At 62.0% G+C, this 15,265-nt stretch carries 17 protein-coding genes; 9 read left to right on the forward strand and 8 right to left on the reverse strand.

Annotated features, from left to right (window positions below; genetic code table 11):
• Positions 1-156: 156 nt before the first annotated feature.
• The 3 genes from NKJ78_RS03670 to NKJ78_RS03680 all read left to right on the forward strand — a co-directional run bounded on the left by NKJ78_RS03670 (position 157) and on the right by NKJ78_RS03680 (position 2,097).
• Entirely contained in the window at positions 157-390 is a 234-nt protein-coding gene (locus NKJ78_RS03670; protein ID WP_352459350.1) for a hypothetical protein, read from the forward strand.
• A 250-nt stretch (positions 391-640) separates the two neighbouring features.
• Entirely contained in the window at positions 641-1,423 is a 783-nt protein-coding gene (locus NKJ78_RS03675) for a glycosyltransferase family 2 protein (protein WP_196813777.1), read from the forward strand.
• Between the two features lie 17 nt (positions 1,424-1,440).
• Entirely contained in the window at positions 1,441-2,097 is a 657-nt protein-coding gene (locus NKJ78_RS03680) for a TVP38/TMEM64 family protein (protein ID WP_352459349.1), read from the forward strand.
• Between the two features lie 8 nt (positions 2,098-2,105).
• Here NKJ78_RS03680 and NKJ78_RS03685 read toward each other — a convergent pair whose 3' ends face one another.
• The 3 genes from NKJ78_RS03685 to NKJ78_RS03695 form a co-directional block, all read right to left on the reverse strand.
• Complete coding sequence (locus NKJ78_RS03685; RefSeq protein WP_023688605.1) at positions 2,106-3,431, reverse strand: hypothetical protein; 1,326 nt, start codon at positions 3,429-3,431, stop codon at positions 2,106-2,108.
• Between the two features lie 134 nt (positions 3,432-3,565).
• Positions 3,566-4,285 carry a Stf0 family sulfotransferase gene (locus tag NKJ78_RS03690; RefSeq protein WP_352459348.1) on the reverse strand — a complete coding sequence of 240 codons (720 nt, stop codon included), beginning with the start codon at positions 4,283-4,285 and terminating at the stop codon, positions 3,566-3,568.
• Entirely contained in the window at positions 4,282-5,595 is a 1,314-nt protein-coding gene (locus tag NKJ78_RS03695) for a glycosyltransferase (protein ID WP_352562365.1), read from the reverse strand. Before NKJ78_RS03695 ends, NKJ78_RS03690 begins: the two co-directional genes overlap by 4 nt.
• Before the next feature lie 48 nt (positions 5,596-5,643).
• Between NKJ78_RS03695 and NKJ78_RS03700 the strand changes: the two genes are divergently transcribed.
• Positions 5,644-6,552 carry a hypothetical protein gene (locus tag NKJ78_RS03700; RefSeq protein WP_352459346.1) on the forward strand — a complete coding sequence of 303 codons (909 nt, stop codon included), beginning with the start codon at positions 5,644-5,646 and terminating at the stop codon, positions 6,550-6,552.
• Between the two features lie 11 nt (positions 6,553-6,563).
• Here NKJ78_RS03700 and dprA read toward each other — a convergent pair whose 3' ends face one another.
• Genes dprA through NKJ78_RS03720 form a run of 4 tightly spaced genes read right to left on the reverse strand, consistent with a single transcriptional unit; the run spans position 6,564 to position 10,595 of the window.
• Positions 6,564-7,691, reverse strand: coding sequence for a DNA-processing protein DprA (dprA, locus tag NKJ78_RS03705; protein WP_352459345.1), 1,128 nt, complete (start codon positions 7,689-7,691; stop codon positions 6,564-6,566).
• The gene (plsY, locus tag NKJ78_RS03710) at positions 7,688-8,293 is read right to left on the reverse strand and encodes a glycerol-3-phosphate 1-O-acyltransferase PlsY (RefSeq protein ID WP_352459344.1); all 606 of its coding nucleotides are present in this window, start codon (positions 8,291-8,293) and stop codon (positions 7,688-7,690) included. The genes dprA and plsY overlap by 4 nt, the downstream gene beginning before the upstream one ends.
• A 56-nt stretch (positions 8,294-8,349) precedes the next feature.
• The gene (locus NKJ78_RS03715) at positions 8,350-9,636 is read right to left on the reverse strand and encodes a dihydroorotase (RefSeq protein WP_352459343.1); all 1,287 of its coding nucleotides are present in this window, start codon (positions 9,634-9,636) and stop codon (positions 8,350-8,352) included.
• Positions 9,633-10,595: an aspartate carbamoyltransferase catalytic subunit gene (locus NKJ78_RS03720; protein ID WP_352459342.1), complete on the reverse strand. Its 963-nt coding sequence runs from the start codon at positions 10,593-10,595 to the stop codon at positions 9,633-9,635. Before NKJ78_RS03720 ends, NKJ78_RS03715 begins: the two co-directional genes overlap by 4 nt.
• A gap of 142 nt (positions 10,596-10,737) precedes the next feature.
• On the opposite strand from NKJ78_RS03720, the gene NKJ78_RS03725 reads away from it, so the two are divergent.
• From NKJ78_RS03725 to NKJ78_RS03735, 3 genes are all read left to right on the forward strand, one after another.
• On the forward strand, positions 10,738-12,420 hold the full coding sequence (locus tag NKJ78_RS03725; protein ID WP_502896836.1) for a DNA alkylation response protein: 1,683 nt from the start codon (positions 10,738-10,740) through the stop codon (positions 12,418-12,420).
• 124 nt (positions 12,421-12,544) lie between these two features.
• Entirely contained in the window at positions 12,545-13,132 is a 588-nt protein-coding gene (locus tag NKJ78_RS03730; protein WP_352562366.1) for a hypothetical protein, read from the forward strand.
• Positions 13,132-13,473 carry a DUF6105 family protein gene (locus tag NKJ78_RS03735; protein WP_023738703.1) on the forward strand — a complete coding sequence of 114 codons (342 nt, stop codon included), beginning with the start codon at positions 13,132-13,134 and terminating at the stop codon, positions 13,471-13,473. The genes NKJ78_RS03730 and NKJ78_RS03735 overlap by 1 nt, the downstream gene beginning before the upstream one ends.
• Here the strand turns inward: NKJ78_RS03735 and ruvX are convergent.
• On the reverse strand, positions 13,391-13,897 hold the full coding sequence (gene ruvX, locus NKJ78_RS03740; protein ID WP_023724364.1) for a Holliday junction resolvase RuvX: 507 nt from the start codon (positions 13,895-13,897) through the stop codon (positions 13,391-13,393). The genes NKJ78_RS03735 and ruvX overlap by 83 nt on opposite strands.
• 165 nt (positions 13,898-14,062) lie before the next feature.
• Between ruvX and NKJ78_RS03745 the strand changes: the two genes are divergently transcribed.
• Both NKJ78_RS03745 and NKJ78_RS03750 read left to right on the forward strand, forming a co-directional pair.
• Entirely contained in the window at positions 14,063-14,770 is a 708-nt protein-coding gene (locus NKJ78_RS03745; protein WP_023684673.1) for a metal-dependent hydrolase, read from the forward strand.
• A gap of 44 nt (positions 14,771-14,814) precedes the next feature.
• Positions 14,815-15,231: a hypothetical protein gene (locus NKJ78_RS03750; RefSeq protein ID WP_023670998.1), complete on the forward strand. Its 417-nt coding sequence runs from the start codon at positions 14,815-14,817 to the stop codon at positions 15,229-15,231.
• Positions 15,232-15,265 lie beyond the last annotated feature (34 nt).

Below are 15,265 nucleotides of genomic sequence, written 5' to 3' on the forward strand. Positions count from 1 at the left end.
CCGGTTTTCGTCAGCTGTCGAGTATGCCATTGCGAGCGTGATCGTCAGTGCAACGGAGAGCCCTGGAATGGCGGAGTGCTTTTCCGAGAGCCGCCTGGAAAAATACCCTGCGGTGGCATCTGTACCGGCGTTGGCGCCGCCGGCGTGCCATCGATCATGAAGATGGACATTGAGAGCAGCGAAGCCGAATGCCTCGAAGCATCCCGCGAAGCTGGGCTGCAAGATGCTATCGGCGCCATTCTGGTTGAAACGCACGACCGGGTGTCGCCAGACATAGCGCGTCGGGTGGAGCGCATTCGCCAGCGCATCGCGCAGGAAACATCCGAAACATCAAATGGATCTGACTGCGCGCCGTCGTTGCCCGGCAACCGACGGCCCCAGTTTGCTTGATCGGCTAACTTTAGGACAACCCGGCTAGGGAAAGCGCCTTGCGCCGGACCCGCTTTGCCAGCAGGCGCGCGAGTTCTGCCGTCGACTGGATTGGCGGCTCGACATAAACCGGGACCTCAACGGGGACCTCGACCACCACGGTCTCTCGTTCCGGCGTCGTTTGGTGCGGACGGAAACATTGCGTGGCGTTTTTGCCGCACGTGGATCGGGAAATGCTAGGCCGGCTTGCGCTATAGGACGTTTTCCGGCAATGGAAACGCAACATCGGGGCGTTAGCGTAGAAATGATTGATGGATTGCGTGTGGCGGTGATCATGCCCGCCTATAATGCGTCGGCTACACTGGAGAAGACCTACTTCGCCTTGCCGATGCAATTGATCGACGACGTTATTCTCACGGACGATCTCTCGAAGGACGATACTGTCGGCATTTCGCGACAGCTCGGCATTCACACAATCGAGCATTCGATCAACAAGGGCTACGGTGGCAATCAGAAGACTTGTTACGATGCGGCGCTGCAGCGCGATGCCGATATCGTCGTGATGCTTCATCCCGATTATCAATATTCGCCCAGGTTGGTGCCGGCCATTGCCTCGATGGTCGCCTCTGGCGAGTATGATTACGTCTTTGGTTCGCGCATCTTGGGCAAGGGTGCCCTGCGCGGCGGCATGCCGGTCTATAAATATATCGCCAATCGCTTTCTGACCCTGGTTCAAAACATTCTGATCGGTCAGAAAATGTCGGAGTTTCACACTGGCTTTCGGTGCTGGAGCCGGAAAGCGTTGACCGAGATTCCTTATCACCGGTGCTCGGACGACTTTGTGTTCGACAATGAGATGGTCTGCCAGGCCGTCTATCTCGGCCTGCGTGGTGGCGAGATGTCCTGTCCGACGAGATACTTCCCGGAGGCGTCGTCGATCAACTTTCGGCGTAGCGTCGTCTATGGCCTGGGTGTCTTGAAAACCGCGGCGAAGTTTCGCCTCAGCAAACTGGGCATTCGACAAGATCCGTTATTCGTCGGGAGCAATATCTGATGAGGCGCCGGACACGAATGGCCCTCGGTGTGGCGGGCCTTGCGATGGTTCTCGTCCCCGCGGCGCTGTCGGGCTATCTCGACGATATCTTGCGGATCGCCAAAGCGAGCGTTCAGCAGACAGGGTTGTTTGGTTTCGTTGCGCTGGTCGTGATGCAGTTTCTAGTGGCCGCCACCGGCATATTGCCGGCGTCCCTGCTCGGCATCGCAGGCGGAGCGGTTTACGGATTCGCCGGTGGCTCGGCAATGGCGCTCGTCGGGACTTTGGCCGGCGGCATCGTCGGCTACTACATAGGCCGAAAGGGTCTCCAAAACGTTCCTTTTACCAACACGAAAATTGTTGGCGGCCTCGACAAGGTCAAACAGTTCCTTGCCGCTGACGGCTGGCGATCGGTTTTTCTGATCCGCCTGTCACCGGTCGTTCCCTTTGCCGCCACAAGCATTGCGCTGGGCGCGAGTGGAATTCGCCTCGCCGACTACGTGATAGGAACCGCAGCGTCGCTTCCCGCCCTTTTTGGTTATGTCTATGTCGGTTCATTGCTCGGCAATGCGGCGTCTCTCGAATCGCCTGAGTTTCACCAGGTCTTTTTGCTGATGCTGGCGGGAGGTGTTATTGCTGGCGCGACTTTGGTCGGCAGGTTCGTCATGTACCATCACAATTCCGAAACAACCTGATGTGCTTGTTAGCAGTGGTATTCTCCACAGTCCGGTAGCTGTACTCCGCCTGCTCCGGGGTAATTTACAAGCGTTTGCGACGGTGACGTGAGATGGGTCGTTGCCTGCGAGGACCAACTGGTGTGGGACGGTGTGAAGAACAAGCCGTCGACCATGGCGTTGTAGTCTCGATTTGCGAGGACCGCGCATAGGCAAATAGCAACCGCCGCGACCCTTGTAACCAACCTCCACGAAGACGCCCAAATCGCCAGAACGATTAGAAGTGTTGCGACTGGCGCGAAGTAATACCTGAAGCCAGATCCTGATTGGAGCAGTGACTCGGCACCTCCGACGGCGAGAATCGCAGTAGCCGAAAATTGCAGCGCAACGATCGGGACGAGCAGCAGGATGGGCTGGCGGCGGGCGAGGAAAACTGCAGCTCCAAGCACGCCAAGGAACACGATGGCAGCTGCTATCAGTTCAAGCGTACCCGGTGTCAAGTTGCTGAAAAACAAGGCCGGCCAAAGGATCGCACCACCCACCTTGAGCAGGAACAGGTCTGGCAAGCTTGCAAAACCGAGGAACGTGAACGGCCGTACGGCCAAGCCGGTATTCGTTGCCGGCAACAGTGCGCAGCCGATCTGCGTCGCCAATCCAGGAATAGACCAAACCAGAGGTCGGACAAGATAAGGCTGCCGTAGCACAAAGCCGGCAGCCGCCCATATGATCAGCGCGAAAGCTGCGGGGGTTCCTGTGAACGGCAGCACTAGAAGAAGACCGATATGAACGCGATTGAGCGGCTGTTTGAACGCCAACGACCCAAAAACAAGCGCGGCATAAACAGGTCCCCAGCCTTTGATGTGCAGTGCCGTTCCGAATGTTTCCGATGCGGTGACGCAATAGAGCGCGGTCGCAACCGCCAACAGGATTCCGGTTCGCCACGATATCGATTGCGTTGTGCCGGCGACAACAAATGGAAACAGCAAAGCCACCAGAAGACCGGAGCCGGTGTCAACGACCGGCCACCACTGAAGTCCGGCCGACACCGCAACGGCTGAAGATAGGTTTGCCGCTAGATCGTAGTAATTGCTTGCCGGGTTGAACAGAGCGGCTAACGGACCGTTCGCATAGGCATAGCCGAAGTACAGAGGGCCAATTTCAGCCCAAACCCTGTAGAAGGTAAGCAACGCCGGGGCTCTTGCCGCGACCAGGATCGCAAACAGTATCCCTGCGACGATGGTACACTCGGTCTTGCCCCTGGGGGATAACGAATCGTCTGCCCGGACATAAAGGAAGCTCAACCCTGCAAAGGCGAGAAACTCAACCAAAGTAAATGCATTGAACGGTGTCGACATCTGCCCCCCGGCTGGATGGCGTGGCGCCCCACGCGGTCTGGGGCGGTGATACAGACGGGATGGCGAAGAGTAAATGGCTACTTTTGCTACCCGCTCAGCGGCGCTCCAGACAGCCCGAAACGAATTCTGCGGAGCTAGATCAAGTCCAGGATGTTCGGGTCGCCGCGCTCTGCCCGGAAGCGGTCTGCCCGTTCGAGGTTTGATGCATCCCTTTGCAGCTCAACGGTCACGTTGCCGGGGTCCAGCCTGGAGGGCGGCTTCAGGCCCATCAGCTCGGCGACCTGACTGACGGCGTGGCGAGGGTCCTCGATCATTGTCTCGTATTCGAACCGCAAGGGCTCGATACCGGTGCGCGCAAAGAACATCTCCCAGCGGGCTCGTTCACGAGCAAGGGCGTTGAGCTGGCTCTGGATCAGTCCAGCGTCGAAGACCGGCTTCTGGGCCATCGGTTGGCTCGATCGGTATTGTCCCGTCTGCAGCGCGCGTGCCCAGGAAATCGCTTGGCCAAGCAAGTCGCGTCTGGTGAGCAGCACGAAGCGAAGATTGGGAAGGGCATCGACCCAGTTCACCTCGCCCGAAATCCAGTCGTGCTGGTGGGCAAATAACTTCAAGCCGTAGATGCCGTTGGGAGTGGCGCCCATGGTAAGGATCTTCCAGACCTGGCCGGCGATATCCTTGGGGTAGTCCGGGTCATCGAAATAGCGCCGCCCGCCCCAATTGAAATATTCCAGCGGATGTCCGAGCAGGCCCGTGCCGCTCAGATGCTGGCACAGGAAATTGCTGCCGGATCGTGGCGAGGTGCAGATGCTGTAGCCACTCAATTTATCGCGGTCCAAGCCGTCGAGCCCTGTCAATGTCCGACCCCTTTACGCGCCCGAAGGAGAAGCTTTCTGATGAACAGGGGGATCATACCGTTGTACAGCCGCTTTATCTCGTCCACAAAATTTGAAAGGTTCGAAAGCTGTTCCTCCACCCGGCTCAGCACAGCCGGGTTGTCGCCCAGCGCGGCGGCGCGCGAGACAGCCTCGTCCAGAACAAGCTGCTGGGTTCTGGCGATCTGTTCGCCAAGCTTCTCCAAAACTCGCGAGTTTGCGTGGGACTGAGCCAGAAGCGTCGCCAATTCGGGCGCATCCGGCCAGCCGTGCAATTCTTTCACGATGTGAAACCATCTTCGGCGTGGATGCGAGACCCCGATCTCTTCGATCCACACGGCGGTCGCAAGCGCGCGCTCATCGGGATTCAGCCCCCTGTCGGATCGCAGCACCTGATCATAGATGCGCACATGTTCCTCGACAAAATACGCGTCGCCGGCCGCCTTCCGAAAATAGGTGGACACCGCCGCGGCATCGTTCGCATCGAAACCGGATATCGCGCCCAGAAGATTTTCGACCGTGGTCGGCTTGGTCAAAAGCCCAACGCCCAGATTGAAGCGACGCCATGCCTCCATGTTTGCGCTGCTGAGCAATCCCGCAAAACCGCGCGCGTCGCAAACCACGACGGAACAGCCGACCGCAGCTGCCTCGATGGCCATCCGGGCGGTTGCGAACACGAGGTCGTAACCAAGCAGATCCTGTTCCAGCTGCTGCGAAAACCGCCCGGTGGCTGGACCTAGCTCATCCAGCTGGATGCCACTTCTCGCACAGGCCTCACGAACCGCCGCCTGGTGCTCGAAATTCTTGGTCAGCAGCAGGCCTCGCGCGGGTCTGGCGGGGAGCGGTGGGCGCTGTTTGAAGCGATTGAGATCGACCGCGTTGTAGACAAGGCTCATCTGGTCGGCCGGTATGCCCCTCGACAGGCATTTGGCTCGGCACGCCTCGTCGACCGCAATCCAATGGCGTATCTGGGGATGCAGCATCGGCGCTTCGACTTCAAAGAAGGCGCTGTGACAGGAAAATACCGCTGGCACGTCGGGAAACCTGGCGAGCGCAGTCAGGCAGGGCGTCAGATGCTGGGCGTGAATGACATCGGGCCTTTCGACGATCTCGGCAATCCGATCGACGACATGATGCCCGCGCCGACGCATTCTATCGGCCATGTCGCCCAGAGTGGGAGCCAGCAGCATGGTCTGATGGCCGGCGCCGCGAAGCCCGTCGGCCAACAGTTCGACGACCGCTTCCGATCCGCTGTTTCGCGACAGGGAGAGATTGGTGATAAGAATTCGCAACGGGCGATTCCTTGCTTGCGCACTACATCTGATATGAGAGAAAGGCGCATGAGTTTCTGGCAGCGTCTTAAGTTGAAGCCGCTGACCAAACAAGCTTCGTCAGCATTGTCGCGGCCAAGGTTTGCGCCTGAATTTGTCCCCAGGCCATTCGGCTCGATCGGACCAGAAACTGGATTGGAGCCATTGTTGCCTGAAAAGTCAGGAGAAAAACTGGAAAACGTGCTGATTCTCGCTCACCCCGGGCACGAACTCAGGATCCACCATTGGCTCGAGATCGCCAAACCAAGGGTCTATCTTCTGACCGACGGATCAGGCGGCAAGGAAACATCGCGAACCCGCTATTCGCGCGATCTGGTCGAAGCTGCGGGCGCGACACGCGGCGCGGTGTTTGGGGAAATTCCGGATGGCGCCTGGTACGAAGCGCTGCTGGCCGGGAACCATGATTTCCTGATCGACATGTTTTCGAGAGTGCGCGCCGATCTAACGACCGCAAAGAGTGTCCAGATCGTATCGGATGCGGTCGACGGCTATAATCCCATACATGATCTTGCCTTTGCGTTTGGCCAGGCCCTCTGCCGAGGACTGCGAAAGACGGCACAGGTCGGCAAACAGCTTTGTTCCGCTGCGGTTCCAAATGTGGCGGGACGTGTCGAATCGGCAATTCAGCTTTCCCCGGCCGCGCGGGCGCGGAAGATAGCGGCTGTTGAAAACTATAGTCCCCTCGCCGATGAAGCGCGTCGGATACTCGAGAGGGATCCGCAATGCTTCGACAGGGAAAATCTGATGTCCCAGGATTTTGACTGGAATTCCTCCTGGACACCGGAGTGGGAGCGCATTGGTAAACAGCGCGTTGCCGATGGCCGCTACCGCCAATGCATTACATACAGGGATAATGTCCAGCCCGCCGCGCGGCGCCTCATGTCTGAAAGTGCTGCGGTATTTGCGGCCGCAAACTAAGTCTCAGGCTTTCACGAAACCAGTGAGACATTGCCGCCGGCATGGCGCTCGATGCGGCCGGCAAGGTCGAGTTCCAGCAGCACCATGGAGACTTGCGCGGCGTTGAGGCCGGTGTGGCGGATGATCTCGTCCACGCCCACCGGCGTTGGGCCCAGCATCTCGAGCACGCCGCTGCGTTCGTCCTCACCGGGCGGGGGTGTTGCCGAAAAATCGGGTGCCTTTTCTGGCGGCGCAATGCTTCGCGTTCGCGTGCCGGCCAAGGGTGCAATCGCACCGGAAACATCGGCCGCCTCGGTGACCAGGGTGGCGCCGTCCTTGAGCAGCCCGTTGGAGCCGGCGCAGCGCGGATCGAGCGGCGAACCCGGCACGGCAAAGACCAGCCGGCCCATCTCGCCGGCCAGGCGCGCGCTGATCAGCGAGCCGGAGCGTTGCGCCGCTTCGATCACCACCAGTCCGAGGGCGGCGCCCGCGACAAGCCGGTTGCGGCGCGGAAAATCCTGCGCCCGCGGCTGCCAGCCGAACGGCATTTCCGAAATAACGGCGCCGCCACGCTCGGCAATGTCTTCGCACAAGCTGATATTTTCGGGCGGGTAGGGGACATCGAGCCCACCGGCCAGCACGCCGACTGTGCCAGTGGAAAGACTGCCTTGGTGTGCGGCCGTGTCGATGCCGCGCGCCAGGCCGGAAACGATGACGTAGCCGTCGCGGCCAAGATCCGCCGCCAGCATGCGCGCCATCTTGATGCCGGCGAGCGACGCGTTGCGGGCGCCGACGATGGCCACCGCCGGCAGGCGAAAGACGGCTGCCTCGCCCTTCACGGCAATCAGTGGCGGCGGATTGTCCATGTTTTTCAGCATCGGCGGGTAGTCGGCCTCGCCGATGCCGACGAAGCGGGCGCCGTTTTCACTGGCTGCGTCGAGTTCCGCTTCGGCTTCCTCCACGGAAGGAATGCGCATGATCCTTTTGGCTCCGCCCGAAATCATCAGCTCGGGCAGCATCTCCAACGCCGCCTCCGCCGAACCAAAGCGGTTGATCAATTCGCGAAACGAGGCCGGGCCGACATTTTGTGTGCGGATCAGCCGCAGCCAGCTCAGCCGCTGCCGGTCGCTGAGGCGCGGCCCGGCGGCGGGCTTGCTCAACCCTTGGCTCCGATCTTGCCTTCGGTGCCGGCAAGAAGGCGCGAAATGTTGGCGCGATGTTTGAAGATGACAATCAGGCTCATCACCAGGAACAGCCCGGCGGTCTCAGGTGTGCTCCAGAAATAAAGCGCGATCGGCACGATGACCGCCGCCGTCAGCGCTGCCAGCGAGGAATAGCGAAACAGAAAAGCCATCGCCAGCCAGACGACGATAAAAATCAGCGCCACATGCCAGCCGAGCGCGATCAGCACGCCGAGATAGGTCGCCACGCCCTTGCCGCCCTTGAAACCGAGCCAGACCGGAAACAGATGGCCAAGGAAGGCGCCAAGGCCCCCCCAGAGTCCAAGGCCGGCCCACAGTCCGTAGTCGTGTCCAAAATGGCGCGCGATCATCACCGCCGCCGTACCCTTCAACGCGTCGAGCACCAGCGTCGCGGCGGCGAGGCCCTTGTTGCCGGTGCGCAGAACGTTGGTAGCGCCGATATTGCCGGAGCCGATTTTGCGCACATCGCCGAGGCCGGCCGCGCGGGTGATCAAGAGGCCGAAGGGAATCGAGCCGAGGAGATAGCCGAACAGCAATGCCAGGATAACGTTATAACTCATTGTTTGTCCCCGCATTTCCCCAGCAACATATCGGTCTGCGACGTGGCGCGATCGCTCTAGCTCGAAAACACTGTGCGGCCCGCCACCAGCGTTTGCAAGACCATGCCTTGCAGCCGCGCACCTTCGAAGCAGGTGTTTTTCGAGCGCGAGCGGATGCCGCTTTCACTCACGATCCAGGGTTCTTCAAGGTCGATCAGCGCAAGATCGGCCGGCGCTCCCGGCTTCAGCGTGCCGCCCGGCAGGCCGAACAGCCTTGCTGGTGCGGTGGACAGTGTTTCGACCAGCCGAAGTAGCGGCACGTCGCCATTGTGGTAGAGCCGAAGCGCTGCTCCAAGCAGCGTCTCCAACCCGATCGCGCCGGCAGCTGCATCGGCGAAGGGAAGGCGCTTGGTGTCGACATCCTGCGGGTCGTGCGAGGAGACGATGATGTCGATCGTGCCGTCCTTGACCGCCTCGATCATGGCCAGCCGGTCTTCCTCCGCGCGCAAAGGCGGCGTCAGCCGGAAGAAGGTGCGGTATTCCCCGACATCGTTCTCGTTCAGCGACAGATTGTGGATCGCTACGCCCGCCGTGACATTGGCCTTGTCGGCTTTCGCGCGCGTCATCGCTTGCGCTGCCATCGCCGTCGAGATCTTGGCCGCGTGGTAGGCGCCGCGCGTCAGCCGTGCCAGCGCCAGGTCGCGCTCCAGGGGGATGGACTCGGCCTCGCGCGGAATGCCGGCAAGGCCGAGCCAGCTAGCATACAGGCCTTCATTCATCACGCCTGCCGAAGCGAGGTCGCCATCCTGTGTCTCATGTGCGATGACGCCACCGAAATCGCGGGCATAGGTGAGAGCCCGGCGCATCACCAGTGCGCTGGATATTGTGTGCCGCCCATCGGTGAAGGCGACCGCACCGGCCTCGCGCAACAGGCCGAATTCGGTCATCTCGCGACCGGCGAGGCCTTTGGTGATCGCCGCCGCCGGAAAGATGTTGACGCTTGCCGTGTCCCGGGCGGTGCGCAGCACGAATTCGACCAGCGCGACATTGTCGATCACCGGGTCGGTGTCGGGCATCATAACGACGGAGGTGACGCCGCCGGCCGCCGCCGCAACGCTGGCCGAAGCGATGGTCTCGCGATGTTCGCCGCCCGGTTCGCCGATGAAGACGCGCGCGTCGATCAGGCCGGGAATGATCGCCTTGCCGGAGAAGTCGACCACGGTGGCTCCCGCCGGCAGGCCCTGGTTCAGGGCAGCCTTGCCGGCGGCAACGATCTTTTTCCCTTCGACGATGACGGTGCCGACCTCGTCGATGCCGCGTGACGGGTCGACGATGCGGGCGCGCTCAAAGACCGTCGTGCTCATGCGCTCCGGCCCTCGTTGCGGCGCGGGTCGAGCAGCGCTTCCATCACCGCCATACGCACGGCGACACCCATCTCGACCTGTTCCTGGATGACGCTTTGCGGCCCGTCGGCGATTTCGGACGCAATCTCGACGCCGCGGTTCATCGGCCCGGGATGCATGACCAGCGCGCCGTCCTTGGCGGCCTTCAGTTTTTCGGCATCGAGGCCGAAATAGCGGAAATATTCGCGCACCGAAGGCACGAAGGCGCCTTCCATCCGCTCACGCTGCAGGCGCAGCATCATCACCACGTCGGCGCCCTTGAGGCCCTCGGCCATCGAGCGCGAGACGATGACGCCCATTTTCTCGATGCCGGACGGCAGCAGCGTCGACGGCGCCACGACCCGCACCTGCGCGCCAAGCGCGTTCAAGAGCATGATGTTGGAACGCGCGACGCGCGAATGCAGGATGTCGCCGCAGATCGCTACGATCAGTTTCGACAGCGGCCCCTTGGCGCGGCGGATGGTCAGCGCGTCGAGCAGCGCCTGCGTCGGGTGTTCATGCGCGCCGTCGCCGGCATTGACCACCGAGCAGCCGACCTTCTGCGCCAAAAGGGCGGCGGCGCCCGCAGACTGGTGGCGGATGATCAGGATGTCGGGCCGCATGGCGTTCAGCGTCATCGCCGTGTCGATCAGCGTCTCGCCCTTCTTCACCGAAGAGCTCGCCACCGACATGTTCATGACGTCGGCGCCGAGCCGTTTCCCGGCCAGTTCGAACGACGACTGCGTGCGCGTCGAGGCTTCGTAGAAGAGGTTGATCTGGGTGCGGCCGCGCAGCGTCGAGGTCTTCTTTTCGGACTGCCGCGAAATGGCAACGGCGCGATTGGCCCGGTCGAGCAGGAGCTCGATATCACCGGGGGAAAGATCGCGGATGCCCAGAAGATGGCGGTGAGGATAAAGCGGCAGGGACGAAGCGTCGGTCATCTCAAGGCGCTGCTATAGGGGGGAGAATTCCTTGCCGCAAGCGCCAGCTTGGGATTGCGGCCTTTCTCCCCGGTATTTTCGTCGCGCGCGCCGCCTGGCTTGGGCTATATCTAGCCGATTGCTTCGGATTCGAAGCCTTGTGATGATAAGGCCTTTCTACCGTTGGAAGGCCCTTCTACTTTCAGAAGGATTGGGCGTGACCGACGACGTGACCAACCAGCCGCCGCCGCTGACGGGCGGCAACGCCTGGCGGGGCGATCCGTTGCTGATCCAGCTTGCCGAGCGTTTTTCCGATCCGGTGCGCAAGGACCTCGATGGGCTTGGCCGGTTCGTCCTGACGCAGGAGGCGCAGGAGCTGGCGCGCCTCGCCAATGTCGAGACGCCGAAGCTCCGCACGCATGACCGTCAGGGCCGGCGCATCGACCTCGTCGAATTCCATCCGGCCTATCATGCGCTGATGCGCCGCTCGGTTGCCGGCGGCCTGCATTCCTCGATCTGGGAAAACGGCGATAGCGAGATCGGCCGTCGCCATCAGGTGCGCGCCGCGCGTTTCTACCTGACCGCCGAACTCGAGACCGGGCATCTCTGCCCCATCACCATGACCAGCGCTTCGCTGGCCGCCCTGATGGCCAGCCCAAAGCTGTTTCGCGAATGGGCGCCGCGCGTGACGACGCGCAAATACGACCAGAGCCAGAAGCCGCCGGTCGACAAGGCCGGGCTGACGCTCGGCATGGGCATGACCGAAAAGCAGGGCGGCACCGACGTGCGCGCCAACACCACACGGGCCGAACGCGCCGGCAGCGGCTTTTATCGCCTCACCGGCCACAAATGGTTCATGTCGGCGCCGATGTCGGACGCTTTTCTCGTGCTTGGACAGGCACCGGAAGGGCTTTCCTGTTTTCTCGTCCCGCGCATCCTCGGCGACGGTTCCGGCAACGGCTTCCGCTTTCAGCGGCTGAAGGACAAGCTCGGCAACCGCTCCAACGCCTCATCGGAGGTAGAGTTCGTCAACGCCATCGGCGAGATGGTCGGCGAGCCCGGCGCCGGCATAAAGACGATCATGGACATGGTCACGCTGACCCGGCTCGACTGCGCCGTCGCCTCGTCGGCAATCATGCGAGCGGGTCTGGCTGAGGCCGTGCATCACGCCCGTCACCGCCAGGTGGCCGGCTCGACGCTGATCGAACAGCCGCTGATGCAGCGCGTGCTGGCGGACATGGCGCTCGATGTCGCCGCCGCCACGGCACTCTCGTTCCGACTGGCGCGCTCCTTCGACGAGGCTGCCGGCGACCGCGGCGAGGCTGCTTTTGCCCGCGCCATGACCCCGGTGGTCAAATACTGGGTCTGCAAGATCGCGCCGCCACTGCTCTATGAGGCGATGGAGTGCCTCGGCGGCAATGGCTATGTCGAGGAAGCGCCGCTCGCCCGCTACTACCGCGAAGCCCCGGTCAATGCGATCTGGGAGGGCTCAGGCAATGTCATGGCGCTCGACGTGCTGCGCGTGCTCGGCCGCGCGCCCGGCCTGTTCGAGGAGGTGCTGGCCGGCATCGACCGCGATCTCGGCGCCGGCGGACGCGGAACCATTGGCGTGCTCAAGGCGGCCATGCAGGTCGCCGGCACCGATGAGGGGTCGGCCCGCCTGCTGACCGAACAACTGGCGCTGTCGGCGGCAGCTGCGGAATTGCGCCGGCTGGGGGCAGGGCGGATTGCGGACGCCTTCGTCGAGACGCGGCTCGCCGGCCAGTGGCGCAACACCTATGGCATGCTCGATTCGCGCCACGATGCGCGCATGATCATCGACACGCTCTATCCGCCGGTGAATTGAGGGCCTTCCGCCAGGCCTTGAACGAATTTGCCTGCCTGTGGACAGCCGTTAACCTTAACGAATGGTTTCCGTTGCAGCCGCAGGCCGCAGACCCCACTGTCTTTGTCACCAAAGCAGGAATGCCATGCGGCACATTTTGACGTCCTTTCTGGCCTTGCACTGGGCGCTGGTTTTCGCCCTGCTGGCGTTCATCTGTGTCGATGGAAACCGCGGCGTTGCGGGCGCTCTGGGCGTGCTCGGCGTCGTCGTGGAAAACACTCGTCTGGCCGATCTCGACAATGCTGCCGTCGTGGCGCCGCTGGCCATCGCCTTGCTGGTCGTGGCGGTGCTGTTTTGCTGGGTCTTCGTCGAGAGCCTAGTTAACGCCGCAGCGAGCCCGGACGGAGCCGACAGTGTGGCGCGGACCGCCTTCATTTCGGCATCCGCGGTGTTGTCGCTGATCCTGATCGGCGGCGCAGCGCGAGGCCTCAACGGCCTGTTTTTGGTTGTCGCCGTGCAATTGGCGGCACTTCTGGCCTCCTATGTCGCCATGCTGGCAGAGCGGAGGTCGGTCTTCGCCGTCATGGTTTCGCGGGAGGCAGAGAGCCGCGCCACCGCCCATGCCATGGCCAAGGGTGCCGCGCACGGCTCCTTGCTGTCGCGCATTTCCGGCCGTCCGGACATTGGTCCCAGCGGTCCCAGAGGCGGTTCCAGCCGCAGGGACGGTCACTGATGCGCACGCTGTTCGCATTGTGGGCCGCGCCACTCGCTCTGTTCTGGGGCTGGTTCTTCCTGTCGCTCAACGACATCAATTTCGGCTACGTCATGCTCAGCCGGCAGCTGCATGATTTCGTGTTCCAGCTCTACGGGCAGATGCTGGGCATCGATCCGGCGATCATTCCGGGCATGGTGGCAAGGGCCTGCGTCTTTGACGGCTTCCTGCTGATGGCATTGTGGGCGTTTCGCCGCCGCCGCAACATCACGGCCTGGGTCAGGCGGCAGGCGGGGAATCCGGCTCCGTCCGATCGCGTGGGTCAAGCGACTGGAGCCGGTCCAGAACTCCCTGCAGAATAAAGGCCGCAGCCGCCGAATCGATCTTGCCGGCGCGCTTTCGGCGCGAGAAATCCATCTCGATCAGCGTCCGCTCCGCCGCCACCGTCGACAGCCGCTCGTCCCACAGCACGAAGGGCAGGTCGGTTATGCCTGCCATGTTGCGCACGAAGGCGCGCGACTTCTGGGCGCGGGGACCTTCCGAGCCGTCCATGTTGATAGGAAGGCCGAGTACAAACGCGCCGACATTATCCTTCTGCAGCTGGGCGAGCAGCGCTGCCGCATCCAGCGAAAACTTTTTACGCAGGATGACAGGGCGCGGATGGGCAAAGGACAGGCCGCGGTCGGAAACGGCGACACCGATCGTCTTGTCGCCGAGGTCGAGTCCGGCCAGCGTCCTGCCGCCCTCCAGCCGTGCCGGCAGATCCTCGATTGCTATGATGCCCAACGGCTTTCCCCAACCAGTTTTACCGTGACCCAGTCTAACCGTGACCCAGACTTGCCGTCACAAAGAGCGCGACACGTTCTTTTGAACCGCGAGCACACTATGTCACTTTAATTTTGCTGCCGGCGTTCTATCTTCCGGCGCAACCAAAATCGAGGAACACGATCGATGAAATTGACCTGGTACGGACATTCCGCCTTCCGCGTCGAGACATCAGGCGCGACCATCCTGATCGACCCCTATCTCGTCGGCAACCCATCATGGACGAGCGGCTGGGAGGGGCCGGCGGAAGGCGTCACCCATGTGCTTCTGACCCACGGCCACAGTGACCATGTCAGCGGCGCGGTGGAGGTGCTGAAGAAGAGCGGCGCCCAGCTGGTCGCCAATTACGAGATCTGCATGTACCTGGTCGGCAAGGGCGTCGACGGCAAGAAGATCAATCCCGGCAATCATGGCGGCACCGTCGATTGCGGTGCCTTCACCACCACATTCGTGCAGGCACTGCATTCCTCGTCGTTTGGGCTCGATGGCGGCCAGAACGTCTACCTCGGCAATCCCAACGGGCTGGTCCTGCATTTCCCGGAGGACAAGACGCTCTACCATATGGGCGACACCGACATCTTCTCCGATATGGCGCTGATCGAGGAATTGCATGAGCCGAAGATCGGCCTCGTGCCGGTCGGCGACCGCTTCACCATGGGCGGCGCGGTGGCGGCCCTGGCCTGCCGGCGCTTCTTCCACTTCGACACCGTCGTGCCATGCCACTTCGGCACCTTCCCGATCATCGACGCGACGGCGGAGAAGTTCGTGGCCGGCCTCGAAGGATCAGGTGTCGACGTAGCCTTGCCAGCCATCGGCCAAACGATCACACTATAGAGCGATCGTTGAAACGATCCCTTGTCGCAAAGGGGAATTAAACCATGGGTTTGAGAGAGACTCTTTGCGTTTCGATGCTGGTCGCTGCGTCGCCCGCATCCGCCGCCGAGGACTTCATCAAGGGCGTTTACCTCCAGACCCAGGAGCTTTGCGCGCAAGCCAAAAAGGACACGCTGCAGACGCTGATCGACACCGGCAATGTCATCTTGTCGGCGGACGGCCTGCAAAGCGTCGAGTATAATTGCGAGTTCGTCCAGGTCACCAAGGCGACGCGCTCGCCGAGCTGGGCGGTCACTGCCATCTGCCAGGAGCCGGGCTTTCTCTTTCCCGATATACTGTCGATCACGCAGATGAACGCGACCCAAATCGACATCGTCTCGGTGCGCCCGACCGCCGACGAAGGCGAGCAGGCCGGCAATGGCGGCAGCTATTATCTGTGCGAGGGTGTATCGCTGCCCTAGGCTGAAATGCCGCCCTGGCATGAACGGGCTTTAT

Source organism: Mesorhizobium sp. M0037 (assembly GCF_040323635.1).
GTDB lineage: Bacteria > Pseudomonadota > Alphaproteobacteria > Rhizobiales > Rhizobiaceae > Mesorhizobium.